The 25,202-nt window shown below is 55.0% G+C and carries 23 protein-coding genes; 17 read left to right on the forward strand and 6 right to left on the reverse strand.

Annotated features, from left to right (window positions below; all coding sequences use genetic code 11):
* Positions 1-17 precede the first annotated feature (17 nt).
* The 5 genes from dsrK to ACHZBS_RS20755 all read left to right on the forward strand — a co-directional run bounded on the left by dsrK (position 18) and on the right by ACHZBS_RS20755 (position 5,247).
* Complete coding sequence (gene dsrK, locus ACHZBS_RS20735; protein ID WP_319408428.1) at positions 18-1,640, forward strand: sulfate reduction electron transfer complex DsrMKJOP subunit DsrK; 1,623 nt, start codon at positions 18-20, stop codon at positions 1,638-1,640.
* Between the two features lie 3 nt (positions 1,641-1,643).
* On the forward strand, positions 1,644-2,030 hold the full coding sequence (dsrJ, locus tag ACHZBS_RS20740) for a sulfate reduction electron transfer complex DsrMKJOP subunit DsrJ (RefSeq protein ID WP_319408429.1): 387 nt from the start codon (positions 1,644-1,646) through the stop codon (positions 2,028-2,030).
* 3 nt (positions 2,031-2,033) lie between these two features.
* Positions 2,034-2,819 carry a sulfate reduction electron transfer complex DsrMKJOP subunit DsrO gene (gene dsrO, locus ACHZBS_RS20745; protein WP_319408430.1) on the forward strand — a complete coding sequence of 262 codons (786 nt, stop codon included), beginning with the start codon at positions 2,034-2,036 and terminating at the stop codon, positions 2,817-2,819.
* Positions 2,820-2,826: 7 nt separating this feature from the next.
* The gene (gene dsrP, locus ACHZBS_RS20750) at positions 2,827-3,984 is read left to right on the forward strand and encodes a sulfate reduction electron transfer complex DsrMKJOP subunit DsrP (RefSeq protein WP_319408431.1); all 1,158 of its coding nucleotides are present in this window, start codon (positions 2,827-2,829) and stop codon (positions 3,982-3,984) included.
* Positions 3,985-4,218: 234 nt separating this feature from the next.
* Positions 4,219-5,247, forward strand: a complete 1,029-nt coding sequence (locus tag ACHZBS_RS20755) for a glyceraldehyde 3-phosphate dehydrogenase NAD-binding domain-containing protein (protein ID WP_319408432.1) — start codon at positions 4,219-4,221, stop codon at positions 5,245-5,247.
* Positions 5,248-5,392: 145 nt separating this feature from the next.
* On the opposite strand, the gene ACHZBS_RS20760 is transcribed toward ACHZBS_RS20755, so the two are convergent.
* Both ACHZBS_RS20760 and ACHZBS_RS20765 read right to left on the reverse strand, forming a co-directional pair.
* Positions 5,393-6,328: a YceI family protein gene (locus ACHZBS_RS20760; RefSeq protein WP_319408433.1), complete on the reverse strand. Its 936-nt coding sequence runs from the start codon at positions 6,326-6,328 to the stop codon at positions 5,393-5,395.
* A 133-nt stretch (positions 6,329-6,461) separates the two neighbouring features.
* Positions 6,462-8,066, reverse strand: a complete 1,605-nt coding sequence (locus tag ACHZBS_RS20765; RefSeq protein ID WP_319408434.1) for a VOC family protein — start codon at positions 8,064-8,066, stop codon at positions 6,462-6,464.
* Between the two features lie 364 nt (positions 8,067-8,430).
* On the opposite strand from ACHZBS_RS20765, the gene mtnA reads away from it, so the two are divergent.
* The 11 genes from mtnA (at position 8,431) to ACHZBS_RS20820 (ending at position 20,224) form a co-directional block, all read left to right on the forward strand.
* Positions 8,431-9,531 carry an S-methyl-5-thioribose-1-phosphate isomerase gene (mtnA, locus tag ACHZBS_RS20770; RefSeq protein WP_319408435.1) on the forward strand — a complete coding sequence of 367 codons (1,101 nt, stop codon included), beginning with the start codon at positions 8,431-8,433 and terminating at the stop codon, positions 9,529-9,531.
* A 20-nt stretch (positions 9,532-9,551) separates the two neighbouring features.
* Complete coding sequence (locus ACHZBS_RS20775; protein ID WP_319408436.1) at positions 9,552-10,070, forward strand: Lrp/AsnC family transcriptional regulator; 519 nt, start codon at positions 9,552-9,554, stop codon at positions 10,068-10,070.
* Positions 10,060-11,403: a B12-binding domain-containing radical SAM protein gene (locus tag ACHZBS_RS20780; RefSeq protein WP_319408437.1), complete on the forward strand. Its 1,344-nt coding sequence runs from the start codon at positions 10,060-10,062 to the stop codon at positions 11,401-11,403. Before ACHZBS_RS20775 ends, ACHZBS_RS20780 begins: the two co-directional genes overlap by 11 nt.
* A gap of 158 nt (positions 11,404-11,561) precedes the next feature.
* Entirely contained in the window at positions 11,562-12,491 is a 930-nt protein-coding gene (locus ACHZBS_RS20785; protein ID WP_319408438.1) for a universal stress protein, read from the forward strand.
* On the forward strand, positions 12,488-13,552 hold the full coding sequence (locus ACHZBS_RS20790; RefSeq protein WP_319408439.1) for a histone deacetylase: 1,065 nt from the start codon (positions 12,488-12,490) through the stop codon (positions 13,550-13,552). The genes ACHZBS_RS20785 and ACHZBS_RS20790 overlap by 4 nt, the downstream gene beginning before the upstream one ends.
* Before the next feature lie 150 nt (positions 13,553-13,702).
* Positions 13,703-14,047 carry a hypothetical protein gene (locus ACHZBS_RS20795; protein WP_319408440.1) on the forward strand — a complete coding sequence of 115 codons (345 nt, stop codon included), beginning with the start codon at positions 13,703-13,705 and terminating at the stop codon, positions 14,045-14,047.
* 46 nt (positions 14,048-14,093) lie between these two features.
* A complete protein-coding gene (locus tag ACHZBS_RS20800; RefSeq protein ID WP_319408441.1) occupies positions 14,094-15,626 on the forward strand; it encodes a hypothetical protein in 1,533 nt (510 codons plus the stop codon).
* A 300-nt stretch (positions 15,627-15,926) separates the two neighbouring features.
* Positions 15,927-16,514 carry a hypothetical protein gene (locus tag ACHZBS_RS20805; RefSeq protein WP_319408442.1) on the forward strand — a complete coding sequence of 196 codons (588 nt, stop codon included), beginning with the start codon at positions 15,927-15,929 and terminating at the stop codon, positions 16,512-16,514.
* A gap of 5 nt (positions 16,515-16,519) precedes the next feature.
* Positions 16,520-17,416, forward strand: a complete 897-nt coding sequence (locus tag ACHZBS_RS20810) for a hypothetical protein (RefSeq protein ID WP_319408443.1) — start codon at positions 16,520-16,522, stop codon at positions 17,414-17,416.
* A gap of 118 nt (positions 17,417-17,534) precedes the next feature.
* A complete protein-coding gene (locus tag ACHZBS_RS20815) occupies positions 17,535-18,611 on the forward strand; it encodes a nitronate monooxygenase (RefSeq protein ID WP_319408444.1) in 1,077 nt (358 codons plus the stop codon).
* 293 nt (positions 18,612-18,904) lie between these two features.
* Positions 18,905-20,224: a cyclic 2,3-diphosphoglycerate synthase gene (locus tag ACHZBS_RS20820; RefSeq protein ID WP_319408445.1), complete on the forward strand. Its 1,320-nt coding sequence runs from the start codon at positions 18,905-18,907 to the stop codon at positions 20,222-20,224.
* A gap of 223 nt (positions 20,225-20,447) precedes the next feature.
* Here ACHZBS_RS20820 and ACHZBS_RS20825 read toward each other — a convergent pair whose 3' ends face one another.
* Complete coding sequence (locus ACHZBS_RS20825; RefSeq protein WP_319408446.1) at positions 20,448-21,290, reverse strand: hypothetical protein; 843 nt, start codon at positions 21,288-21,290, stop codon at positions 20,448-20,450.
* Between the two features lie 605 nt (positions 21,291-21,895).
* On the opposite strand from ACHZBS_RS20825, the gene ACHZBS_RS20830 reads away from it, so the two are divergent.
* Entirely contained in the window at positions 21,896-22,021 is a 126-nt protein-coding gene (locus ACHZBS_RS20830; RefSeq protein WP_319408447.1) for a hypothetical protein, read from the forward strand.
* A 147-nt stretch (positions 22,022-22,168) separates the two neighbouring features.
* Here ACHZBS_RS20830 and ACHZBS_RS20835 read toward each other — a convergent pair whose 3' ends face one another.
* The 3 genes from ACHZBS_RS20835 to ACHZBS_RS20845 form a co-directional block, all read right to left on the reverse strand.
* Positions 22,169-23,218: an IS481 family transposase gene (locus ACHZBS_RS20835; RefSeq protein WP_319408448.1), complete on the reverse strand. Its 1,050-nt coding sequence runs from the start codon at positions 23,216-23,218 to the stop codon at positions 22,169-22,171.
* Positions 23,219-23,319: 101 nt separating this feature from the next.
* On the reverse strand, positions 23,320-23,835 hold the full coding sequence (locus ACHZBS_RS20840; RefSeq protein ID WP_319408449.1) for a hemerythrin domain-containing protein: 516 nt from the start codon (positions 23,833-23,835) through the stop codon (positions 23,320-23,322).
* Between the two features lie 469 nt (positions 23,836-24,304).
* Positions 24,305-25,156, reverse strand: coding sequence for a hypothetical protein (locus tag ACHZBS_RS20845; RefSeq protein ID WP_319408450.1), 852 nt, complete (start codon positions 25,154-25,156; stop codon positions 24,305-24,307).
* Positions 25,157-25,202 lie beyond the last annotated feature (46 nt).

Here is a 25,202-nt window from a genome sequence, read left to right on the forward strand (position 1 = left end):
CAGAAAAGGAGCAGATAATGGCAGATGAGTTGATCACACCCGATGAGCTATTGACTAAGATAGATCATCGTCCGTCCGGCGCCGGTTGGATGGACACGCCCGTGGATATCCGCAAGGGGATGTACTGCTATGCATCCAATCCCAAAAGCGTCGAAACCCTGAGTCTTCCCAATGCACGGGCCTGGAACCCACTGGAAGACGACTGGAAGCTGCCGGACAACTGGCAGCAGATTATTCACGAGGGGTTTCGCGAACGGCTGGAGAAATTCCGGTCATTCAAGGTGTTCATGGATATCTGTGTCCGCTGCGGCGCCTGTGCCGACAAGTGCCATTTCTTCATCGGCACCGGCGATCCCAAAAACATGCCGGTGCTGCGGGCCGAACTGCTGCGCAGCGTTTACCGCAACGACTTCACCACCGCCGGAAAAATCCTCGGCCGGTTGGGCGGTGCCCGACCCATGAGCCTGGATGTGCTCAAGGAATGGTGGTACTACATGTTCCAGTGCACCGAATGCCGCCGCTGCTCGGTTTTCTGCCCCTACGGCATCGACACCGCCGAAATCACCATTATGGGCCGTGAATTGCTGAACCTGCTGGGCCTGAACATCGATTGGATCGCCACCCCGGTATCCAATTGCTACATGACCGGCAACCACCTGGGAATTCAGCCGCACGCCTTCAAGGATATGCTCGATTTCTTCGTCGACGACATCGAGGAGATCACCGGCGTCCGGGTCGAACCCGCCTACATGGAAAAAGATGCCGACATCCTCTTCATCACCCCGTCGGGTGACGTGTTCGCCGATCCGGGCACCTATACCTGCATGGGCTATATGATCCTGTTCCACTACCTCAAGGAAAAATACGGCCTGAAGATCACCTGGAGCACCTACGCTTCCGAAGGCGGCAACTTCGGCTTCTTCACTTCCCACGAAACCATGAAGCGGCTTAACTCCAAGATGTACGCCGAAGCCAAACGCCTGGGCGTCAAGTGGATTCTGGGCGGCGAGTGCGGGCACATGTGGCGGGTGATTCACCAGTATATGGATACCATGAACGGCCCGGCGGATTTTCTGGAAGAGCCGGTCAACCCCATCACCGGCACCAAATTCGAAAATGCCAAGTCCACCAAAATGGTCCACATCGCCGAGTTCACCGCCGACCTGATCAAACATGGCAAGCTGGATCTGGACCCCAGCCGCAACGACAACAAGGTCATTACCTTCCATGATTCCTGCAATCCTGCACGGGGCATGGGGCTGCTGGACGAACCGCGGTACGTGATCCAGAACGTAGCCAACCACTTTTTTGAGATGCCTGCCAATACCATTCGGGAGCAGACCTTCTGCTGTGGCAGCGGCGCCGGCCTGAATGCCGGTGAGAACATGGAACTGAGAATGGCCGGCGGTTTTCCGCGGGCCAACGCGGTCAAGCATGTCCACGAAGCATACGGGGTGAACATGCTGGCCTGTGTCTGCGCCATTGACCGCGCGGCACTGCCCGCATCCATGCAATACTGGGTACCGGAGGTCGATGTCACCGGACTTCACGAACTGGTGGCCAATGCCCTGATCCTGCCCGGTGAAAAGGACAGAGAAACCGACTTGCGCGGCGAGCCGCTGCCGGGAATGGAGGAGTAGCCGATGAAGGACAAGAAAAAAATTCTCGCGGGACTGGTTATTTTTATCGCCATCATCACGTTTCCCTTTTGGTTCAACCTGGGAAAAGCCGCCCCCGCACCGGAGCTGGAGTTGACCGCCAAGGCCAAGGCCGCCAAAACCTGCGTCATGCCCACCGCATTCATGAAAGCGGAGCATATGCAGCTGCTGGACGTGTGGCGGCACAATGTGGTGCGAGGCTCGGAGCGCATGTTTGTGAGTCCCGACGGAAAGTTATACACCATGAGCCTCTCCAATACCTGTCTGGACTGCCATTCCAACAAGGAGAAGTTCTGTGACCGGTGCCACAACTATGCATCCGTGAGGCCCTATTGCTGGGATTGCCACATCGATAATCCAAAAGGAGAATAAGGTATGAAAAACAGCAGAAGACGCTTTCTTCAGATAGCTGGCGTTTCCGCGCTGGGTCTTGGGGCAAAACCCGTACTCAATGCCTTCGCTGCCGGAGGTGGTGAGGGGCCCGGCTACCATGTGGCCCAGGGAGAAGATGCCCTGACGGCCAAACAATGGGCCATGGTGATTGATACCCGAAAGCTTCAAACAGCCGAAGACCTGGAGCCCATCATCGATGCCTGCAACAAAATTCATAACATCCCCACGGCCATCGAGAACAAAAACCACGAGATCAAGTGGATCTGGGAAGCGCATTACCATAACGCCTTTACCGATAAAACCAATCAATTCCTCAATGAAGAGGTGGAGCACAGGCCTTTTCTGCTGCTGTGCAACCACTGCGAGAATCCACCATGCGTGCGGGCCTGTCCCACCCAGGCGACCTTTAAAAACGAAAACGGCATCGTCATGATGGATTTTCACCGCTGCATCGGCTGCCGCTTCTGCATGGCCGCCTGTCCCTTCGGTGCACGGAGCTTCAATTTCAGGGATCCGCGTCCCTTCATCAAAGAAAACAGCAAGGACTTCCCCACCCGCATGAAGGGTGTGGTTGAAAAATGCAACTTCTGCGCAGAGCGTCTGGCCGTAGGCAAAATGCCCGCCTGTGTGGAGGCCTCCAACGGCGCCTTGGCATTCGGCGATCTATATGATGAGCATTCGGAGGTCCGGGAACTGTTGAAGGAAAACTACACCATCAGGCGGAAGCAGACCCTGGGAACAGAGCCGTCCGTCTACTACATCGTGTGAGGTGAGCATGCTTGAATTAGCCGTAAAAGGAAATAAATGGTACTGGGGATGGGTGGTTGTCCTGCTGGGTGTTATCGGCGCCGGCTTCGGGCTTTACCTGATGCAGCTCAAGTTCGGTCTCGGTATCACCGGCATGAGCCGTGACGTCTCCTGGGGATTTTACATTGCCAACTTCACCTACTTGGTCGGCGTAGCCGCCGGAGGGGTGATGGTGGTGCTGCCCTACTATCTGCATGACTATAAAGCCTATGGCAAAATCACCATTCTGGGGGAATTCCTGGCCATCGCTTCCATCGTCATGTGCCTGCTATTCATTATGGTCGACCTGGGGCAGCCCATGCGGGCGCTTAACGTCCTTTTGTACCCGACACCTAACAGCGTGCTGTTCTACGATGCCATCGTACTCAACGGCTACCTGTTCCTGAACCTGGTTATCGGGTGGAATGTGCTGGAGGCCGAGCGCAACGGCGTCCACTACCAGGGCTGGCTCAAACCGTTGATCTACATCTCCATCCCTTGGGCGGTGAGCATTCACACGGTTACCGCCTACCTGTACTGCGGTCTTCCCGGACGCCACTTCTGGCTTACTGCCGTTCTGGCGCCGCGTTTCCTGGCATCGGCATTTGCCGCCGGACCGGCCCTGCTGATTTTGCTCTGCCTGTTCATCCGGCGCTTCACCCATTTCGATCCGGGCAAGCAGCAGATCCAGGCCCTGGCCAAGACTGTGGCCTACGCAATCTGCATCAACGTTTTTTTCTTCCTGTGCGAAGTCTTCGTGGCCTTTTACAGCCAAATTCCCGGCCACACCACCCATCTCAAATACCTGTTCGTGGGCCTGCATGGCCACGGTGCGCTGGTGCCCTGGATGTGGGCCTCCATGATCCTCATGGCCACGGGCATCGTGCTCACCGTCACCCCGGCCACACGCAAGAACGAAACCTCCCTGATGATCGCCTGCATCGTGATCATTATGGGCACCTGGATCGACAAGGGGCTGGGCATGATTTCCGGTGGTTTTGTGCCCAACCCGCTGCATGAGGTCAACGAATACGTCCCGACCATGCCGGAAATCGGTATTACCCTCGGTGTATATGCCATGGGTGCCCTGGTGTTGACCGTCCTTTACAAGATGGCCGTGGGTGTCAAGGAAGAAGTCCACGGTTAAACGGTCAAGCATTATCAATGAAGGATTCAATGGCGGGGAGTCTTCCCCGCCATTTTTTTTCTCAGCCCCGGATTCCCCAAAGGTTTCCTGATGTCAACCATTCCAACCCGGTGTTTGCATACGTTGTTTTTTTGTCCTATACAAAACCGTCGCCGTTGATGTCCGTCGGAATAGCGTGGCGTGAATTCCCGTTTTTGTCCACCCCTTATTTTACCTGTATTGGAATGAGTGCTCATGTCTATATCTGATCGACCGGTTCGTTGTGCAATCAATGGGTTTGGCCGCATTGGCCGCAGCATCCTGCGGGCCTTATACGAGTACCGCCGCTGGCCCATTGAGATTGTCGCCATCAATGATCTGGCTCAACCCGAGGCGATAGCGCATCTGACCCGGTTCGATTCCACTCACGGTCGTTTTCCGATTCCGGTCGAACTGAAAGAAAACCGACTGCACGTGGGGACCTACCCGATTCAACTGCTTCGGCAGGAAGAACTGCCGCGGCGGATCTGGGCCGAATTGGCGGTTGATGTGGTTTTCGAATGCACCGGCCGGATTAAAAGCCGGGCCGGGGCCCAGATCCACCTGGATGCCGGTGCCGGGAAGGTGCTGATTTCAAATCCGGCCGATTCCCGGGTTGATGCGACCGTTGTCTTCGGCGTGAATCACCACGAATTGACCGGCAAGGAGACGATCCTGTCCAATGCGTCGTGCACATCCAACTGCATTATCCCCGTTATTGTGGCCCTGGACCAGGCCTTCGGTATTGTCTGTGGCAACATTTCCACCATTCATTCGTCGATGAATGACCAGCCGGTGATCGACACCTGCAATCAGGATCTGCGCTTGTGCCGTGCGGCCGGTTCCTCCATGGTTCCGGTCGAAACGCAGTTGGCCAGGGGGATAGAAAGAATTCTCCCCCGACTGGAAGGTTGTTTCCAAGCCACGGCGATGCGCGTACCCACCCAGAACGTTACGGCTATGGATTTGAATGTACGCCTGAAAAGGAAGATGTCAAAGGTTGAGATCAATCAGGTGTTGAAGGAATCCGCGCAGAACCGGTTTGACGGCATCATGGATTTTTGCGACCTTCCTCTGGCCTCGGTTGACTTTAATCATGATCCCCATTCGAGTATTGTCGACGGTACCCAAACCCGTGTGAGCGGCGGCGACCTGGCTAAAATCCTGGTTTGGTGTGACAACGAGTGGGGATTTGCCAACCGGATGCTGGACACGACGATGGCCTTGATGGCCACGCCCAAGTGAGAGGTTGTTTACCCGTATTGCCGCGGCAATGATGTTGTACGCTATTGCCGGTCGATTAGAAGGGAATGCGGCCAGGCGTCGAGGGCCCTGTTTCAGACATCGCCTGCACGGATGCCCATGAAGGAATGGAGGCTTATGCCCCTGCTCAGGCGTTTCTCAGTGCCACGATCTTAACCTCGAAATGGATCATATCGAACACCAGGTGCATGCCCAGATGCTCGAAAAAACGGGTGGAGCCATAGATGATGTTCCAGCGTGTCCGATCCAGATCAAAGCGGCCTTTGGCCGTGATCGTACCATCGTGGGCCTGGTAGACCGTGGCAGGGAATGACAATTCCGCCTTGACATCTTTCAGGGTAAGTTCACCTTGCACATCCAGGTTGGGCGCACTGAGATAGGGATCTTTTCTGGGCAGGCCCGATTTGATCGTGAACGTTGCCGTGGGAAACAGTCGGGTAAAAAAGAAGTCATCCGATTTGAGGTGGGACAGCAGTACCGGCTGCAGTTCATCTCCTGCCAGGCTTTTGTTTTCGAGGGCATTCATATCAATCACAAACGTTCCGAAGGGCTTTCCGTCTTTTACCCCGATTTCTCCTTTGGCAATGCGAACCGTACCGTCATGCTTGGTATTGGGATTGTGGCCGGCCCATTCAATGACGCTCTGATCAATATCGACCCTATAGGTTCCGTCCTTCAATGCCAGCAGGTTCTCCGGCGGGGGAGGCATGTCGACCGATTCCCCTTCAGCCGGATATCCCGCTGCCCGCCAGCCGTTGATGCCGCCGTCAAGAATAAAAAGGTTGTCAAATCCTGCCCGCTGCAGCTTTTCAGCGGCGACAGCCGCATCCATGGTCCGCTCATTGGCACCGTAAAGGACGATGCGGGTGTGTTTGTCCGTCGTGATGGCAGCGATCTGATCCAGGAAGGTGACTTCAAAGACGCAGGCAGATTTCGCCCCCGGCAGGTGGATTGCCTTGAAATGGTCATGGGAGAGGGTGTCTATCAAGATTAAGGGCTTTTCCGCTTTAACCCATTGGTGAACGGTTTTCGGTGACATTTTTTCGATGGCGGTAGTATTCATAAGGGTTCTCCTTGGTATCGTCGAGCACCCGCTGGCTGCGGTTTTTGCGGATCGGTAATGCTGAATTGCCCTGCCAGTTGGTTATTATTGCACGCATTGCGAAACTGATCCGGCAGGAGATGCCAAACCGGGATCAGGCGGCATTTTTTATTCGGGATGGCGTCGTGGCGCATCGCCTTCCAGGGCCTCTGCCCAACCATGATCGTGCCGCCTCGATATCTCCCGCCGTCAGTTCATGGCCGGCATCCATATCGACCACCTCTACCGATGCCCCCGCCTTTTTCAACGTGTGGACCAACCTTTGTGTCTCCGCTGAAGGAATCACCCGGTCGAATCGCCCGGTGGTGATCAGTATCGATTTGCATGCTAAATCCGGCCCGGGGGTCATTTTCAGGGGCATCATGGGGCGAAAGAGAATGGCACCGGAGAAAACGTCGGGTCTCAGCAGCATGATAGCTGCGGCCATATTGGCACCGTTGGAATATCCCAGGGCAATGCGATGGTTGTCCATGGGGCCATAGCAACGCGCCGCTTCAGCCAGAAAATCACTGAGATGATGGGCATGGTAACGAACATCGTTTTCGTCGAACACCCCTTCGGCCAGTCTTTTGAAGAACCGGGGCATGCCGTTTTCCAGCACATTACCCCGGAGGCTGATGACCGGTGCCGAGGGGCTGATCTGTCGAACGACGGGAATCAGGTCGTGTTCGTTGCCGCCGGTACCGTGGAGGGCAACGATGGAATCTCCATGGTTTTCTCCGGGTTCGGGGGGCAAGTAGACATGCCGAAAATCGGTCAGTTCCAATGGGGGCAATTGCTCCTCGATCTGCCCGCGCAGTGCTTCGTATTGGTGGGGAAGTTTCAGGGTCGTCCCTAAATGGCGGGGATCTTCATCCACGGCAAAGCCCGGGGGGTCGGTGGCGATTTCGAAGAGTACACCGCCCGGCTCGTGAAAATAAATGGATTGGAAATACTTGCGATCACGAACGTCGGTGACGGACAAGCCGTGCTGCCGAATCCGTTGGCGCCATGACTGCTGTTCACGGTTATCCCGGGTACGGAAGGCGATGTGGTGGACCGTGCCGCCGCCGGGCCGTCCCCTGCCGGCAGACGGGTCAACGCGCACATCCAGCAGGTGGCCGGGAGCGTTGTCATCCTGCATGGCGAACCGGTACCGGCTGCCCTCCCGCAGAACGGGTGTCATCCCCATGCCTTCCACGATGATTTTTTCCGTGGCATCGATCCGGTCCAACAGCAGGGTTGCTGAATGAAATCCCATGATGGCCGTCGGCAAAACCGCCCCATCCGAATTCAGGTCGGCACTGGGTGGCGTCCCGATGAGTTCGAGGGGGAGGCCGTGGGGGTCGTTAAACCGGATGACCGGTTCTCCGAATCGACTTTCGGTGTCAACGGCGATGCCGTATTCATTCAGGCGACGGTTCCAATAGTCGATTGAAAAGCGGGGTACGGCAAAGGCGATGGCAGATACCATGCCTGTCCCCGGTCTTCCCTGGGGAAACTGCTCCCACGGAAAGAAGGTGAGAATGGTGCCGGGGCGGCCCGTTTCGTTCCCGTAATAGAGATGATAGGTGAACGGATCGTCGAAGTTGACGGTTTTCTTGACCAGTCGCAGTCCCAGCACGCGGGTGTAGAAACGGTAATTGTCCGCGGCTGATGCGGCCACGGCCGTGATATGGTGAATGCCGCTGATGGCAGGGTTTTCATTGGGTGTATTCATGAGAGGCACCTCTATATTCGCTATGATATCGAAATAATAGTTTAAAGAAAGTCAGTCGCCCTTGGCCGGTTGTTCTGCATGAAGGCCGATTCCTTTCAGCTGATGCACTAGTTTTCCTGGCTCTCCAGCCGTCGGGACACCGGCTGCTTTTTTGCCGATAGGGTTTCCATAGAGCAAAGGTAAGATAATTTATCTTGATGTCAAGATAAAAATGCCGGGACGCAATGTGACCATTGCCGAAAGTATTCTTCGATATGACGATTGGCTACCTTTCTTTCCAAAGGAGGCGATTTATGGTAATCACTTGCCTCTGGCAATCACATCATATTTTCGATCTTGAAAAGAATCTGAAGAGGATAACCCGATGATCGTTGACGGACAACAGATCCGGCCCATATGGCTGGACCCGGACCGGATCACCGTGAAGGTGATCGACCAGCGCCAACTGCCCCACCAGTTTGTCGTGGCCGATTTGACCACCGTGGATCAGATGATCCACGCCATCCGGGAGATGTTCGTTCGGGGCGCACCCCTGATCGGCGTCACCGGCGCCTACGGGGTGATGATTGCGGCGCTTAACGGAGAGGACGAACCCGATCAGGCGGCATTCATCAGACGAGCGTGCACAAGGCTCAAGGCGGCCCGGCCCACGGCCGTGAACCTGGCCTGGGGGGTGGATCGGGTGCTTGAAAAGGTGCTATGCGCAGGCTCACCGGCGGATCGCATCGGCGCCGCCCGCACCGAGGCGTCCGCCATTGCCGAGGAGGAGGCGGAGAACTGCCGCCGCATCGGTGTTCACGGGGCCGGTCTCATCGAGGCTATCAGCCGAAAGAAAAAAGGCGAAACGGTCAACATTCTGACGCACTGCAATGCCGGCTGGCTGGCCTGCATCGAATACGGCACGGCCACTGCTCCCATCTACGAAGCCTTTAACCGGGGAGTTGATCTTCACGTGTGGGTGGATGAAACCCGGCCGCTGAACCAGGGTTCACGGCTGACCGCCTGGGAACTGGGCAAACACGGGGTGCCCCACACGATAATTACCGACAATGCCGGCGGCCACCTCATGCAGCACGGCCGGGTGGATATGGTGATCGTGGGCACGGACCGCTCCACCCACACCGGCGACGTGGCCAACAAGATCGGCACCTACCTCAAGGCGCTGGCAGCCAGGGACAACAACATCCCTTTCTACGTGGCCCTGCCGTCGTCCACTTTCGACTGGACCCTGTCCGATGGGGTGGCGGAGATTCCCATCGAGGAGCGCAGCCCGGACGAAGTGCGCTACATTCAGGGACTGGCCGACGGGCGGATCACCCGGGTGCTGGTGCCCCCCGAATCCAGTCCGGCGGCGGACTTCGCCTTCGATGTCACTCCGGCCCGGCTGGTGAGCGGCTTTATTACCGAAAGGGGTATCTGCGGCGCCAGCAAAGCAGAAATTCATGAATTGTTTCCCGAGTTCTGATATCATCGGACCGACTCACTATGTCCTTGACAACCCAGCGACAACTCTCCATAAAAATGCCCATGCTTACCGACCTTGAAAAGAAAGTCATCGCCGCTATCCAAGGTGATATTCCCATCGTATCGCGCCCCTATCAGATTCTGGCCGAAGCGATCGGCATTCCCGAAAATACCTTTATCCAGACCCTTCAAGACCTTACCGACCGAGGGGTGATCCGCCGTTTCGGCGCCACGTTGCGTCATCAGAAATCCGGGTTCCAGGCTAATGCCATGACTGCCTGGCAGGTGGAGGAAGATCGAATCGAGGCGGTGGGAAAAATCATGGCCTCGTTTCGCGCCGTTTCCCACTGCTACCGGCGCGACCCGGCCGACGGCTGGCCTTACAATCTGTACACCATGATCCATGGCAAGAGTGAGGAAGACTGCCGGCATACGGCCCGCAAAATGTCCGAAAAAGCAGGTGTGTTCACATACGAGCTGCTCTTCAGCCGCCGGGAACTGAAAAAGATTTCCATGACGTATTTTACGGATGCGATCTAAGTTCCCCCACATTCTTCTGGTCAATCCCTGGATCCACGATTTTGCCGCCTATGATTTCTGGGCTAAACCCCTGGGTCTGCTGACCCTGGGGGGCATCCTGCGGGAACACGGAGCCCGGATTTCCTTCCTGGACTGCCTGGATCGGTTTCATCCCTTCTCCCCAGCCGGGCCGTCACCATCGGCGCGCTGCGGGCGCGGCCCCTACCTGAAAACGGTCATCGCCAAACCACCGGGGCTGGCTGACATCCCGCGTACTTTCTGCCGCTACGGCATCCCCGAGGACTGGTTTCGAAAAGACCTGGCCGCCCTCGATCCACCGGATTTGGTGATGGTTACCTCCCTGATGACCTATTGGTATCCGGGCGTTCGTGAAACGATAGGCGTGGTCAAATCGGTTTTCCCGGATGTGCCGGTGGTCCTGGGCGGTGTTTATGCCACCTTATGCGCCGACCATGCGCGCAGCACCTGCGGCGCGGATCGCGTGGTGAGCGGCCCGGGTGAAAGCGCCATCTTGCCGCTCGTGGCCGAACTTACCGGTTGGTCGCCCGTGCCCCGGTTCGACCCGCAGGACCTGGATACGCTTCCCCACCCGGCCCTGGACCTTGAACACCATCTGTTGCATGTGCCGGTGCTGACCTCGCGTGGGTGCCCGTTTCAGTGCGCTTATTGCGCCTCCCACCGGCTTCAACCCCGGATGATGCGCCGCCGCCCCGACTCGGTCGTAGACGAAATCGTCCACTGGCATCAGCGTCACGGTGTCCGCGATTTCGCCTTTTACGATGACGCCCTGCTGGTCGATGCCGACCATCACATCATTCCCCTGCTGGAGGGGCTTGTCGCCACGGGCATCGACGTGCGGTTCCATACCCCCAACGCCTTGCATATCCGCGAGATTACCCGCCCCTTGGCCCGGCTGATGTTTCGGGCCGGGTTTTACACCGTCCGACTCGGTCTGGAAACCACGGCATTCGAAGGGCGGCAGACGATGGATCGAAAAGTGACCGAAGCAGAATTTCTTCGAACGGTGGGGTATCTCAAGGCTGCCGGCTTCAATTCCGGCCAGGTGGGTGCTTACCTGCTGGCCGGCCTTCCCGGCCAGGACGTTTCGGGGGTCGAGGCATCCATCGCTGTGGTGAAGGCGACCGGCGTCACGCCAATAATCGCCCACTACACCCCCATCCCCCACACCCCCATGTGGAAGGCAGCCGTGGCGGCTTCGCGCTACGATCTGGAGTCGGATCCCATCTTCACCAACAACGCCATCTTCCCCTGCCGGAGCGAGAGCTTTTCCTGGGACGTGCTCACGCGGCTGAAAAATCTGGCCAGGATTTGAATGAACACCCTCTGGCCATGTTCTTTGGACCTTTGATATTCAGATTGACATGGACGCCGGCTTTTTCCTACAATTCAATGTGAAAAATGCAGACCGGGAAGGTTTCTATCCCATCCCACAGACATCCTGTCCATGCTGCGCAAAAAAGGGATCCCATCATGCCGCTGACCATCCAAGCCATCGTCTGTGCAGTCGATTTTTCATCCTTCAGCCCATTGGTGGTCGGTTACGGAAAGGTCCTGGCCCGACGGGCCGGTGTGCGTTTGTACCTGTTTCATGCGGTGCACAATCCCCAGGACGGAGCACACCCGACAGCAGTATTCGAGCGGGGAGGAGACCTAGCCCATCTGACCGACGATGCTAGGCAGCGAATTCAGGCATTGATGACCGATGCCGATGTGGACTGGGAACCCATGGTGCGCTTCGGGGAACCGGTTGAGCAGACTGCCGCCTTCGTCGACAGCCTTCCACCGAGTCTCGTGGTTTCCGCCAGTCACGGGGTATCCGGCTTTCGGCGTTTTTTCATCGGCACGGTGGTGGAACGCCTGACGCGTGCACTGAAGCGTCCCATGCTGGTGGTCAAACCGGGCGATGGTGAAGCCCCCGACCGGTTCAACGGTTTTCGTTCGGCGGTGGTCAGCTGCGACAGTCACGGGCATTGGCAGCGGACCGCCCCACTGCTGCCCCTGCTTCAAACCGATACCGCTTCACGAATCCACATGGTCCATGCCATGGAAGGACCCATGGAAAAAGTGATGACGGATTCGGATGCGGCATCTTATGGCCAGGTTCAGCAGGCGCTTCAGGATCGCTTGAACCGTCAGTTGAACGAACAAGGGCGGCGGATGTTTCCCCATGCCGATCAGCTTTCCGTAACGATCGCTCCCGGTGTTCCCCAAGAGATGGTGCTGCAGATCGCCGATGAGCAGGCGTCGGATATCATCGTGGTCGGTGTGCGCTGTTCCGGCAGGGTGAGCCGCTGGATATCCGGCTCTACGACCGAGACGCTGCTGCGCCGCTCTCCCTGCTGCGTGTTGACCGTGCCTGAGCCGGTGGAACCCATCAAGACCGGAGGACATCGTCGATGACGGCTACCGGCGTGGTTTGGGACCCAGTCTACCTGGAGCATGTAACCGATGAAGGTCACCCGGATCACCCCCGTCGGCTTCAACCCCTTTATCGGCTCCTGCAAGACCCGTTGGTGAACTGCCGGTTCACCACCATTGTCCCGCCGGAGGCTACCGACGAAGAGATTCTTCTGGTACACAGCCCGTCCTACCTGAACCAGGTCAAGGCGACCGCGAACCGCGCAGCGTCGGCTCTCAGCGCCGATACCCTGACCTGTGGCCGTTCTTTCACAGTGGCGGCCCTTGCTGCCGGCGGTACCATCGAGGCCATCCGGCGAGTGGTTGCCGGATCCCTGTCTCATGCGATAGTACTGGCCCGTCCACCCGGTCACCATGCCGAACGGAGCCGGGCCATGGGCTATTGCATTTTCAACAATGTGGCCATTGGCAGCATGGCGGCGCGCACGGCCATGGAGCTGGCGCGGGTGATGGTGGTGGACTGGGACCTTCACCACGGCAATGGCACCCAACACATATTCGAACGGGACCCGTCGGTTTTTTTCTTCTCTTCTCACCAATTTCCCCACTATCCCGGCACCGGCCACTTTACCGAAACCGGGCAGGGACCGGGAGAGGGGACCACCATGAATGTTCCGTTGAAACGCGGCTGCGGAGACGGTGAATTTGTGGCCATTTACCAACGGCTCCTTGCACCTGTGGCGCGTGCGTTCAAACCGGAATTGATCCTGGTTTCCGCCGGGTTCGATATCCACGCTGCCGACCCGCTGGGAGGAATGAAGGTCACTCCGGCGGGATTTGCCGGTCTGACCCGATTGATCCTTGATATTGCCCGACAGAACTGCGCCGGTCGGGTGGTGTTCTGCCTGGAAGGGGGGTACCATGCCGACGCGCTGGCCGATTCGGCCCTGGCCATGATCGATGAACTCACCGGACGGACGTCGACCGATGTGGATGCCATGGCGGCAAGTGCCGATCCGGCCCGACTGAATACCGTCGTGAATCGATGCGTCCATACCCACCGGCGGTTCTGGAAAGAACTGGACGGTCAGCTTTCCAACTGATCCTGTCGGGTATAAAAACCGGCCTGTTTAGGGTCGTTATTGAAAATAGGGGTTGGGTGGCTTTGTCCGGGTATATGCCGCTGGCAACCTTCAGGCAAAAGGAAAAAAATGCCGAGTTAATCGCATATCAACCTCAGCATGGGTGATTGTATGAATAAAATCAGCATCATGGAATCTTCTGTCCGCAAGTGGGACCGGATCATCGCCGGCAAGGGCACGGACGGCGGCGTCCTAGATTGCCCCCCCTGCCGCATTTTTTATGTGCTTATCTGCGTAGGGTGCCCGATTGCCCAGTATACGGGAAAAAAGTTCTGCAAAGGATCGCCGTACATAGAATGGTACTGGCACCAGAACGATGCCCACGGCAAGATGTTTCGAAAAGTATACTGCCCGGAATGTGAACGACTGGCCCGCAACATGCGGGACTTCATGGTCGAAATCGTCGACCACCTGAAGGCCCAGCAAGCGGCGGCGGAAAGCGCGGAAAAAGCGTGAAAATCCGTGGACAGGCGGTGCCAGGCCTCAACGCGGGCGGGTTGCGATGATGGCCTGGGTGGCATTGGGTTTAACTGCCGAGACGGCGATTTTTTTTCTAGTGGGAGTCTCATGGTTTCTGTCCATGGGATATACCTTTGCCGAAGCCGGGGCCGGTGCGGTCGTGTCGGTGTTCATGGGCCTTTCCCTGATCCATCAGATCTCTCTTTTCGTTGGATCAGCACTGCCCGGTTTCATCCTGGAAGCGGTTGCCCTGGCGACTATTCTTTTTTTTGGGATCCACCGGTTGCCACGCCTGTTACGAAAGCTGGCATCGGCATCCCATCTGTTGAATCAGGAAACCTTCTCAGGATTGACCATTGCGGCTGCGTGGATCGTAATGGCAGGTTTGGTGGTGGGGGGATGGTCGTCAACGGATTTCCTGCCGACCACCCATCCATGGAACGGACTGATTGCCGGTTCGGCAACGGGTGGGTTATTTCCAATGGCGGGCACGGATCCGATTCTCCCGCTTAATGCCACGGCCCTGTTTTACCACACAGCACGTTTTGGCCTGGGACCCAACGCCTGCGGCTTCGGTCTGCTGGCCCACATGGCCGTCGGGTTTTCCACCTATGCCCTTGCCCGGCGGTATACGTGGCCGCCCATGGCGTTGACCGTCACCATGATGGTTCTGAGCATACCTCGATTGGTTTTCCTGGGGGTGCGGCCCTCGGAAGAACTGGTCTCCACGGCGATCATTGCCTTTTCCATGGTTCTGCTCTACCGCCTCTTGGAGCAGCACCAGGCCGGGGACCTCAGATTTTTCTTCCTTTGCATCCTGTTTTCCATTTATGCAAACCCCTTGAGCATCGCCCTGGTCCCGGTGATGATACTCCTGCTGATGGTAGTCATGATCCGCCGGCACGGATGGATTATGTTGAGGGAATTGATGGCGGCAAAACCACTTATAACGTTGCTGGCCCTGCTACCGGCCCTGATATTGGCCCAGGTCCCTGGTTTTGCATTGAACCTGACCCATGATTACCCGCTTTTCGGCGTACCCATCGCCTTCGATAATGACGGTATCCTCGGTGCCGTCGCCAATTTGATCCGCTACCTTTTCATCAGCTGCGATCCCACCGAACCGGTGCAGCGGATGCTGGTGTGGGTGGTGGGACTGGACCTGCGTCGTCTGGTGATGGGGGCATACAACAGCGTGGTGGTGCCTGTGTTCGGCCATGCCGGGTTGGAGGGTTCGTTTTCCCTTATTTTTTCAGGCAGCGGAAGCATGGGCTTCGGTCCCTTTGCCCTGCTGTTGGTGCTTCCGGCGATGGCCCACACCCTGGTGCGCGGGCCGCGGCGGCTCAAGGCGGTGAGCGTGGCATGGATGGGATACCTTTACCTGGCTGCCCTGGTGGTTGCCTGGCATCCCGGAAGTCTCGATGTGCTAAGTCCCCTGTATGCGGCCAACGGCTTTGTTGTCGCCTTTTCCCTGCCTCCCTGGAGGCTTCGGCGGCGAGGTATGCGGCTGCTTCAGACGGTCTTCGCCATTCTGCTGGCTTGGTCTTTATTCTCTGTCGGATGGATGCGTGTTTGATTCATCTTGAACCAAAGTACCCCTATTCATAAATACGATGGCATTCGATCGCCGAGCAACCCGACCCGCCGTGTTACTCGGCGACCCAATAGCGCTGCTATTGTCGCTTCTCCCGCCTGGCGATCCGGGCGCCTTGGCAATCTCGGTGCGTCGCCGTATTTACGGACAGGGGCACATAGGTGTTGAAAAGCAGGCCGATGTGGAATACAAAAAAGATGCCTGACAACGAGTGCTCCTGCGGTGGGCAAGTTTGGTCGTGACCCCCTCTTTCCCATTTCATGCGGGGATTTGATCAGTTCCATGAAGTCGGATATTAACCGGCTGGTAGACCGATACGGTCAGTTCGAGCAACGCGTCCGGCAACGCACGGAACAATGGTGCCGGCCATTTTGTTCGGTCTGCCGACACGTCTGCTGCCGAGTTCATTTTTGTGTGGAAACCCGGGAAAGCGCTTTTCTGGGTCTGGTGGCCAGCTGTTTTTCGGATCGGTCGGTGTTCAACGATTCCCATGGCTGGTTGACCGCAACGGGCTGTTCTCTGGTTGCGGGACGCCCACCGGTCTGTTATGAGTTTCTGTGCCGCCATATTTCCGATACGGTTTCAGGCGATCCCTATCGCCATCACGCGCTACGGGTATCGAGTCAGCTGATCACCCATGTGGGCAAGCATGCCATTGGCGGCCGGCACCTGGTGGAAATTACCCAAGCAACCGACCTGAACCGGGTTGATCCAGAGCGATTCATGAACCGTTTTCGCGAAGCGGATAAGGCTTTTGATGCAGTGGTGAACGTCCTGGATGGACGGTCATCGGACGCCGACATCCAGGCTCTGTCCAGAATCGTAAGGCCACCTCGGACTGATGATCTGCAGATAAGGAGATTGATGTGAATTCCATGAACAGGACCGTCGCGACCGTAGCCATTGTCTTTGCCCTGATTATCATCGGCCTGGGGGCCTATTTTATGGTTAACCGATGGCACCAGAACCAGATGGCCTTTGGCCGCCAGCAGGCTCAGCAGGAATGCCTGGAAGTGATCCAAAAAATGGAGGCCGACCTGAAAGAGATGCGGGCTCAGCTGGAAACCGAGCGCCAGATGCGGCCGGGCGACGAAGATTTTCCCACGGTCTTCGGCACACCGGCTCCTGACCGGGATTCCGACAGCCTGCCTGTCGATTGTGTAAAGGTGGAGGCGCAGATGAACGCCTTTTTCAACTATCTGGACAGCCAAGCCTACCTGTCGAATCGGGACCTCGACGGGGGCAGTGCCGGCTTCTTCCGGGAAAGTGCGGGGCTGCTTATGGCCAATCCGCCGGCGAATATTGCCGAAATGAAGGATATGTTTCGTCTGGTGAAAAACGTGACCCACTTTTACCGGGTGCTGGGAAAAGACCGACTGATGCTGGCCAAGGACATCCTGGCCACTGAAGATCGTGTACTGGAGCCGGCCATGGCGGTGCTCTATGCCCAGATTGCCGAATGCGGTCAGCCCCTGCCCGGGGACACGCAGCCCCTGTCTATAGAGCGGCTGTACGATTATGCAGGTTATTTTCTGAATACCCTGGGTGGGCGAAGCTACCTGCTGCGGCGGGAATCCAAGGTTCGTATGCTGGTGAGCTATTACGCCATTTTGATCATCGACCGGGCCAACGACGAGAAGTTCAACCAATACGGCATCAATGTCCGCCCCTATATCGACTACCTCTTCTATGATATTTCCAACCAAAAAGGACTGACCTACCGGGAACGCTATCTTACCCGGTTGACCGCTTTACGGGACAAATACATGTAAAACTTTTGTCATCTCGCCTTTCTTGCTTGTGGCCCGCCCGGGTCCCGGATATGGATACACCGTTTTTAAACGATTCGCGTTTTACGAACCAACTTTAAGTTGTGAGACGGTGTTCTCCATGAAAATGCCTGAGCTAAAAATCGGTCATCTGATCAGTCGGCTTCCCATTATCCAGGGGGGCATGGGTGTGGGAATTTCCATGTCCGGTCTGGCTTCCGCCGTGGCCAATGCCGGGGGGATCGGCGTGATTGCCGGCGCCATGGCTGGTATTACCGAAAAGGATATATCCACCAACGGCATCGAGGCCAACTGCCGGGCTCTTTCCCGGGAGATCCGCAAAGCCAGGGAGAAGACTCGAGGGATCATTGGCGTTAACATCATGGTGGCCCTGACCCATTTTGCCGAATTGGTAAAAACCGCCATTGCCGAGAAAATCGACATTATTTTTGCCGGCGCCGGTCTACCGTTGGACCTGCCCGGATTCCTGAAAAAAGGTGACCAGACAAGGCTGGTGCCCATCGTTTCTTCGGGCCGAGCCGCAGCCCTGATTTGCAAACGATGGTACCAGCGTTACGGGTACATGCCGGATGCCTTCGTGGTGGAAGGCCCCAAAGCCGGAGGCCACCTGGGTTTCAAGGCCGATCAGTTGGACGATCCCCAGTTTGCCCTTGAAAATCTGATTGCAGACGTCGTTGCCGAAATGAAGAAGGTCGAGGCTGAACACGGCGTCAGAATCCCCGTGATTGCCGCCGGCGGTGTGTATGATGGCGGTGATATCCGACGGTTTCTGGAACTGGGGGCCAGTGGCGTCCAGATGGGCACCCGATTTGTCGCCACCCACGAGTGTGATGCGGATATGGCCTTCAAGCAGTCCTATGTAGACGCCCGGGAAGAAGACCTGATGGTGATCAAGAGCCCGGTCGGTCTTCCCGGCAGGGCGCTGCGGAACCAGTTCCTGCTGGACGTAGCCGATGGTGTCAGGCGCCCCTTTCGCTGCCCGTATCACTGCATCAAGACCTGTGATCCGGAAAAGAGCCCCTATTGCATCGGCATGGCACTGGCGTCGGCCAGGCGGGGCAAGCTGAAAAACGGGTTCGCTTTTGCCGGTGCCAATGCCTTTCGCGTGGACAGGATCGTTTCTGTCGAGGAACTGATGGGCTCCCTGGAGGCCGGATACGACTTGGCCACGGCATAACCACGATAATCCTTTCACCTTGAGCCTTTCTTTTTACCATCCAATTGATATAATCGGCGCCGGATACGACCGGCGCCTTTTTTTTCCGCGCCCGACCTCGAAATTAAGCGTTTAATCGTTTCGCCGGCCGCAAACAGTAGTGGATTAGTCCACAACTGAGACTCCAATGCTCTTGCCGATGCCCACCTGTTGATGGTCCATTTTCTAAAGCGGTGGGTGTCCGCGACTATTTTCTTGCTGCTGCCGGATCGACAGGGTTTGAACCCGTTAACCTTGAGAGGAGGTATATTGTGGTGGAAAATGTTATCATCATGGGGGCCGCGGGAAGGGATTTTCATAATTTCAATGTCTACTTTCGGGATAACGACCGATACGATGTAGTCGGTTTCACGGCGACCCAGATTCCCGATATCGACGGCCGCGTGTATCCGGCTCAACTCTCCGGCAAGCGCTACCCCGAAGGCATTCCCATTTATCCGGACAGCCGTCTGGTGGAACTGATCAAACAGCATCGGGTGGACCTGGTGGCCTTTTCGTACAGCGACGTCCCCCACGATGAAGTGATGCATAAAGCCTCTCAGACAACTGCTGCCGGTGCCGATTTCATCATTATCGGCGCCCCCTACACCATGCTGGCATCCAGCAGAAAGGTGATATCGGTCTGCGCAGTGCGTACCGGCTGTGGAAAATCGCAAACCAGCCGGAAAGTCATTCAGGTATTACAAGCTATGGGAAAACGGGTGGTTTCCGTACGCCATCCCATGCCCTATGGTGATCTTACCCAGCAGATTGTTCAGCGATTCGCTTCCCGCGACGATTTAGTCAGTCAGCGTTGCACCATCGAGGAACGGGAGGAATACGAACCGGTCATTGACATGGGGGCTGTTGTCTATGCCGGTGTTGACTATGGATTGATCCTGGAAGCGGCGGAAAAAGAGGCCGACGTGATTGTCTGGGACGGGGGCAACAACGACACCCCGTTTTTCAAACCTGACCTCAATATTGTGGTGTTCGATCCCCACCGTGCCGGACATGAAACCCGTTACCACCCCGGTGAGACCAACATGCTCATGGCCGATGTCGCCGTGATCAATAAAGTGGACAGCGCCGAACCCGAGAAGGTGGAACAGGTCAGAAAAACCATTAAAAAAAATAATCCGGAGGCGATCATCATCCTTGCCGACTCGGCCGTTTTGGTGGACGATCCGGATCTGATAAGAGGGAAACGGGTTTTGGTGGTGGAGGACGGCCCCACGTTGACCCATGGTGAAATGACCTACGGTGCGGGTGTCATCGCTGCCCGCCGGTTTGGTGCAGCTTCGCTGGCCGACCCGCGTCCCTATCTCAAGGGAACCCTGGCGGAAACCTTCCAAACCTATCCCCATATCGGCACGCTGCTTCCCGCTATGGGCTACAGCCCCGGTCAAATCAAGGACCTGGAAGCGACCATCAACGATTGCCTATGCGATCTGGTGCTGTCAGCCACTCCGATTGATCTGACAGCAGTGGTTTCGGTCAACAAACCGGTCGTTCGGGTGCGCTATGAATACAGGGACAACAGCAAGCCGACCCTTGAGGAGGTTATTCGGGAAAAACTGGGGGTTTCCATCTGAACCCGAACCCATATCCGCTCAACTTCTGAAATACAGCTCCCTATAGCCGATTTCAGAGAGTTGACCCGGTCACCCTGTTTCGGTATCGTCGGTTTTGCTTATTTCCAGATTTGATCGTTTGAAGATGTGAGCGAACCGGGAAAAGATTTCATTAGCCCCATTAGATCGGGAGAAATAATGATTGTCGATATTTTTCAAGCCCTTATCTTGCGGTCTGTGCTGTCTATCCGTTTTTCAATACCCGCGTGAGTGGTTTGAAGATGGTTTCCAGGCGTTCTTCAGCTTCGTCAACGTCCCCGGTCGATGAGAAGCTTGAATCCAGTTCTTGAAAGATGGTTTCAAAAGGGGATATGGGGATTCCGTCTACTATCCTTCCCACCGCAGACCGAAGATACTGCCCATCTTCGAAAAAATAGTTGCATACGCCTGGCGAACCGTTTCGCCGAAACGGCCAGTTCAGCTTAAGGGCGGCAAACGTGCTGAAAAGCAGTGATGTGACGTTACCCTCTGAAAAGTCAGATTCGTTGACAGGCCTGCCGATCCGGTTTTCCAATTCCTCGAAGAAGGCGGTTAGGAGCTTTCGTTCGGTAACGATGAGTCCGTGAAGATACCAGTGGTCCATACTCTGGCGGACGACGGTCAGCCATCGAGCAGGCAGGTGTCGGACGCTCGGGCAAAAGTAGGTGCGGCAGGCCATTCCGCCGTAGTAACTCAACCCCCGCCAGTCCAGACCGTGATTGCCGGTGGCCAGCGGATGCAGCAGGCAGCCTACCCGCCGGCCCGTGTCCTCGATCATTCCCAGGTAAGGACAATGGTGAAAATCCGGAAGGGGCCGGGTTTGAGGCTCAATGCTTTCGACCCGTGCTTTGAATGCGTCGATCCCGGCCACGGTGCGCGGAGCGTCGGCGAACCAACGGGTCCTACGCCGCAGCATGGCTTCCAACGCGCGGGGATCGGGATCGGCGACATTATAGAGCCCGCAGCAAGCGCCGCAGGAGACAATGGGGCCCAGCTGGCACAGGTAAACGGTATGGGTAGCCGCGTCAGGGGTCAGATTCTCTTTCATGTTTCTCCGTTGTGAAAAATAAAGCCGTTTGCTTTTTGCCGGTCATTCTCGCCTGTTGTTTCCGGTAGGCATCGGAACCAGGTTGTTGGCATCAGGCGTATCCTCAATTGCCGAAACCTCAGACCAAAATTCATAAATGAAAGGCTGCGAAAAGGCAACCCAGCACGCGGTGACCTCTCCCTGGACAAGCTGAGGTTCGGCCGGACCATTTTGTTTTGACCTTTTTCACACGATAATTTTCTGAAGAAAGTCAACGTCATCCATTGTCCATGACCTGTGCAATTATCGTTGCTGTCAGTACGAGGACCGGTTTTTCCCTTCGTCGAGGCAAGGCGTTAAAATCGTGCCTGAGCCGTTTCGCTCCAAAATGGTTATTGGCGGGATCGAATCGATTTATTGTAAATACAGATCCATATAGCCTTGATGGTTGTGGCTGCGCCTTTTTTGGGCATAGAGACTTGTATGACGGCGCGGCTATTGCGTCATCAATAGGCGTCGAGGACCGCTATAAGCAGGAATCCCCGCAGATTGTGCGGGGACTCCCTATCTGCATTAACAGCAGTGAATGGTTAAGGGATTTTGCATTTCAATCAAAGGAGACTGGTATGCAAGAGCTAATCGAGTTGAGCGCACAGGACCGGGAGACAGCCACACGCATGTGGGAAGAACTGAACGGGACGGCAACCTTGAAGGATTGTGAAGATGCCGTTCAGGTCGTGAAAGAATGTTGACGCCACCGCATCGACCCGGAATCCATCATAGGCCGAGGGATGAAAACTTTTATGGCGCTTGAACGAACCTGCCAATATTGACTTATTTGTCCTGAACGGAACTTGAGTTGACAGTGGTCAGAAACCTTCTGGATGTGTCAACGACAGTTATGCAGCATTTATTTTTTCCAGATTCTTTTCTTTATATCGCTGCTTGCCTTCAATGAATGTTTCCATTGGCGTACGACCTTTGCAGCGTTTTCCCTGATGGGTTCGTTTTGTATTATACTCGTCCATATACTCATCCAGGTCGATCTGTAAAGTCTCAAGATCACGATACAGCTTCTTTCGAAATGCCACACGGTAGAACTCATTCAGCACGGTTTGGTGGAAACGCTCGCAAATACCATTAGTTTGAGGGCTTCTGACCTTAGTTTTGGTATGGTCGATTTCGTTGAGTTGCAGGAACAACTCGTAAGGGTGTTTATCCAGGCTGCCACAAAACTCGGTTCCCCGATCCGTCAATACCCGCAATACAGGGACATTGTGTTCCTCAAAGAAAGGCAACACACGGTCATTGAGCGTATCGGCAGCGGTGACGGGGATCTTGGCCGTATACAGCTTGGCAAAGGCCACCGACGAATAGGTATCGACCACCGTTTGCTGATAGATCCGGCCGACACCTTTCAGATACCCGACATAAAAGGTATCCTGGCTGATCAGATAACCCGAATGTTGGGTTTCGATTTCATCCGGGTGAGATTCCCGACTGCGCTTGGCTGTTTCCAACGCCGTCAATTGGGCCTCGGTGTAAACAATGCCTTCTTTGGCTGCCCGCTCTTCAAGCGATGCCAGACGTTTTTTGAAAGTTTCCAGATCGTGCCGAATCCAGATGCTTCGAACACCGCCGGATGACACCAGAATGCCCTCTTTACGCAGTTCATTGGCAGCTCGTGCCTGACCATAAGCCGGATATTCAAATGCCATTTTGATCACGGCCGCTTCAATTTCAGGAGCAACCCGATTTTTGATACACGGCTTGCGCCGGCTTTTATCCTTGAGGCCTTCAAGGCCGTGCTCTTCATACGCTTTTTTAATGTCGTAGAAATGTTGGCGGGAAACGCCGTTGATGCGGCAGGCCTGGGAAACATTCTTGAGGTATTCGGCCAGTTCCAGTATGCTGAGTTTAGCTCTTGCGATTTTGTCTTGGGTGGTCATGATGTGCCTCCTGTTTTAGATTGTTTGGCGACAATCCAGAAGGTATCTGACCACCCATTTTTTAGCAAGGTGTCAAGTCAAGTCCGTCCTCATACAACTTATTACCGCCCTTCAAATCTTTCAACCAATGATTGGTATTTCTCGTGAATCATATTCCTATCAAACGCCCAGAACTCTTCCAGCATGGCCTGATCCTCTTCATCAGTAAAGTAAGTTCTGGATGAGGGGAAAAACACCTTATCCTCTTTCTCGATATGCTTGGGATAAAACTCGGTAAGGGTATTAAGATGGGCGGTAATGTCGGTCAAGGCAGTCTCATCACCATTCCGGTAGCGGGTGTTGGCTTCAACAACCGCTTTGGTTGTCTGGCGACCAAACACATGCTCCTCGATCAATTCTTTCATGATTTGACGGTCTTCTAATGTCAGCGCCTTCTTATTCAGTTCTCGAAAAAGAATATCTTCCTCTTTTCCGTGATGCGTCCGGTCAGCGTATACCCGGATGAAATCAACCGCAATATCCACGAATACTGGATCTACCTTGTGTTTCGATTCGATTTCGACCAAAATGCCTTTGATAACCGAAAGCATCCGTTCAATCAAACGATGTTCTATCATAAGTGGACCCCTTGCTTGCATGTTTGTGTCCTCCCTCCTGAGTTTCTGAACATTGAAAATTAATAGACGTCTCGTTTGTGTCCCATATGGGAATATAGACGTCTTGTCGATATCCCTAATCGGATCAAAAAAGCCAAGCGAAATCAATTATTGAATTTGATGTCACACTCAAAGAACGGAATTCAGCGTCGCCGCCGGGCTCTGACCGGTTTGAACGAAAACCTGATTTCGGAAAAATGATTCAGATAAGAGGCGATTGCATACATATTGAGACGAATCCCCGACTGCGACATCTGTCAAATGATATGATTTCCAAACCATTTTTGCCAATATTCGATTGTTCATTTCACCGCGTAAAACAGAATCGCTCGATTTAGGTTGAAAAAAAGTCACATAAACTGTGCCCTATAACCATCGCCCCAGGATGCCAACTAATTACCGGAATGGCCGATTATATTTAAATTGTCGATCAGGTGTCGACAAATTCAGGATAGTGGATTTTCATGCAGTCGGGGCAGACACCATGACTGAAATTGGCCTCGGTGTGATGCCTGACATAGACTTCAACTTGATCCCAATAGCCTTGGTCGTTGCGGATTTTCTTGCAGAAAGAGCAAATAGGTACGATCCCCCGTAGAGTTTTGACCTCTTTCAGAGCCTTTTCAAGTTCCACAACCGTTTTTTGCAACCTTTCGATCAAAGGGTTGGTGATTTTTAAAAAAATACTGGCTCCCAGGATGATGGCGGCAATTGCAAAAAATGCACTAATAAATACCGCTTTATAAAATGGTTCTTTAATCTCCGAATAATCGATCTTAGAAACAATGCCGAGATTGAGTTCAGCAACCGGTTCATAGGCAGCCAGGACTTTCACACCACGGTAGTCCAATCCAATTACAGTCCCAGAATTTCCAGATAAGGCAAGCCGCATGGGTTCTGCAAGAGAGGAATCCCATGGTACGGGTTTTAGCGAATTCAGATCATAATGGCGATGGCTCAACAGAAAAATGATCTGATCATTTTCCCTTTTGGAAAGGGTGAATTCTCCAGTATTACCATGTCCTTCATATCGGGTATGGGCGTCTCGAATTTGATTGAGGGTCGCCTGCCTGGCTCTATCGGGAACGTCTTTGAAGTATAGTTTATTAAAACGGGCCACTGCTTCGATGAGCCTCGCTTGGCTCTTGGCCATTTCGACCAGACGCGATTTTTCTTCTTTAAGTGCTGTGTGAAAAAGTAAGCCAACGGTTACTCCTTCCACCACCAAAACAATAATAGACATAATTACAATCAACAGGATGACTCTTATGCGTAGATTCATTGTTATGCCTCGGTAGGCTGCAGATTTTCATTTAAAAGTAATTAAA

The sequence above is a fragment of the uncultured Desulfosarcina sp. genome (assembly GCF_963664155.2).
Lineage (GTDB): Bacteria > Desulfobacterota > Desulfobacteria > Desulfobacterales > Desulfosarcinaceae > Desulfosarcina.

What these genes read in the sequence shown, in the direction of transcription:
- dsrK (WP_319408428.1), top strand. Translation starts at nt 18, where the DNA reads ATGGCAGATGAGTTGATCACACCCGATGAGCTATTGACTAAGATAGAT.
- dsrJ (WP_319408429.1), top strand. Translation starts at nt 1,644, where the DNA reads ATGAAGGACAAGAAAAAAATTCTCGCGGGACTGGTTATTTTTATCGCC.
- dsrO (WP_319408430.1), top strand. Translation starts at nt 2,034, where the DNA reads ATGAAAAACAGCAGAAGACGCTTTCTTCAGATAGCTGGCGTTTCCGCG.
- dsrP (WP_319408431.1), top strand. Translation starts at nt 2,827, where the DNA reads ATGCTTGAATTAGCCGTAAAAGGAAATAAATGGTACTGGGGATGGGTG.
- ACHZBS_RS20755 (WP_319408432.1), top strand. Translation starts at nt 4,219, where the DNA reads ATGTCTATATCTGATCGACCGGTTCGTTGTGCAATCAATGGGTTTGGC.
- ACHZBS_RS20760 (WP_319408433.1), bottom strand. Translation starts at nt 6,328, where the DNA reads ATGAATACTACCGCCATCGAAAAAATGTCACCGAAAACCGTTCACCAA.
- ACHZBS_RS20765 (WP_319408434.1), bottom strand. Translation starts at nt 8,066, where the DNA reads ATGAATACACCCAATGAAAACCCTGCCATCAGCGGCATTCACCATATC.
- mtnA (WP_319408435.1), top strand. Translation starts at nt 8,431, where the DNA reads ATGATCGTTGACGGACAACAGATCCGGCCCATATGGCTGGACCCGGAC.
- ACHZBS_RS20775 (WP_319408436.1), top strand. Translation starts at nt 9,552, where the DNA reads ATGTCCTTGACAACCCAGCGACAACTCTCCATAAAAATGCCCATGCTT.
- ACHZBS_RS20780 (WP_319408437.1), top strand. Translation starts at nt 10,060, where the DNA reads ATGCGATCTAAGTTCCCCCACATTCTTCTGGTCAATCCCTGGATCCAC.
- ACHZBS_RS20785 (WP_319408438.1), top strand. Translation starts at nt 11,562, where the DNA reads ATGCCGCTGACCATCCAAGCCATCGTCTGTGCAGTCGATTTTTCATCC.
- ACHZBS_RS20790 (WP_319408439.1), top strand. Translation starts at nt 12,488, where the DNA reads ATGACGGCTACCGGCGTGGTTTGGGACCCAGTCTACCTGGAGCATGTA.
- ACHZBS_RS20795 (WP_319408440.1), top strand. Translation starts at nt 13,703, where the DNA reads ATGAATAAAATCAGCATCATGGAATCTTCTGTCCGCAAGTGGGACCGG.
- ACHZBS_RS20800 (WP_319408441.1), top strand. Translation starts at nt 14,094, where the DNA reads ATGATGGCCTGGGTGGCATTGGGTTTAACTGCCGAGACGGCGATTTTT.
- ACHZBS_RS20805 (WP_319408442.1), top strand. Translation starts at nt 15,927, where the DNA reads ATGAAGTCGGATATTAACCGGCTGGTAGACCGATACGGTCAGTTCGAG.
- ACHZBS_RS20810 (WP_319408443.1), top strand. Translation starts at nt 16,520, where the DNA reads ATGAACAGGACCGTCGCGACCGTAGCCATTGTCTTTGCCCTGATTATC.
- ACHZBS_RS20815 (WP_319408444.1), top strand. Translation starts at nt 17,535, where the DNA reads ATGAAAATGCCTGAGCTAAAAATCGGTCATCTGATCAGTCGGCTTCCC.
- ACHZBS_RS20825 (WP_319408446.1), bottom strand. Translation starts at nt 21,290, where the DNA reads ATGAAAGAGAATCTGACCCCTGACGCGGCTACCCATACCGTTTACCTG.
- ACHZBS_RS20830 (WP_319408447.1), top strand. Translation starts at nt 21,896, where the DNA reads ATGCAAGAGCTAATCGAGTTGAGCGCACAGGACCGGGAGACAGCCACA.
- ACHZBS_RS20835 (WP_319408448.1), bottom strand. Translation starts at nt 23,218, where the DNA reads ATGACCACCCAAGACAAAATCGCAAGAGCTAAACTCAGCATACTGGAA.
- ACHZBS_RS20840 (WP_319408449.1), bottom strand. Translation starts at nt 23,835, where the DNA reads ATGATAGAACATCGTTTGATTGAACGGATGCTTTCGGTTATCAAAGGC.
- ACHZBS_RS20845 (WP_319408450.1), bottom strand. Translation starts at nt 25,156, where the DNA reads ATGAATCTACGCATAAGAGTCATCCTGTTGATTGTAATTATGTCTATT.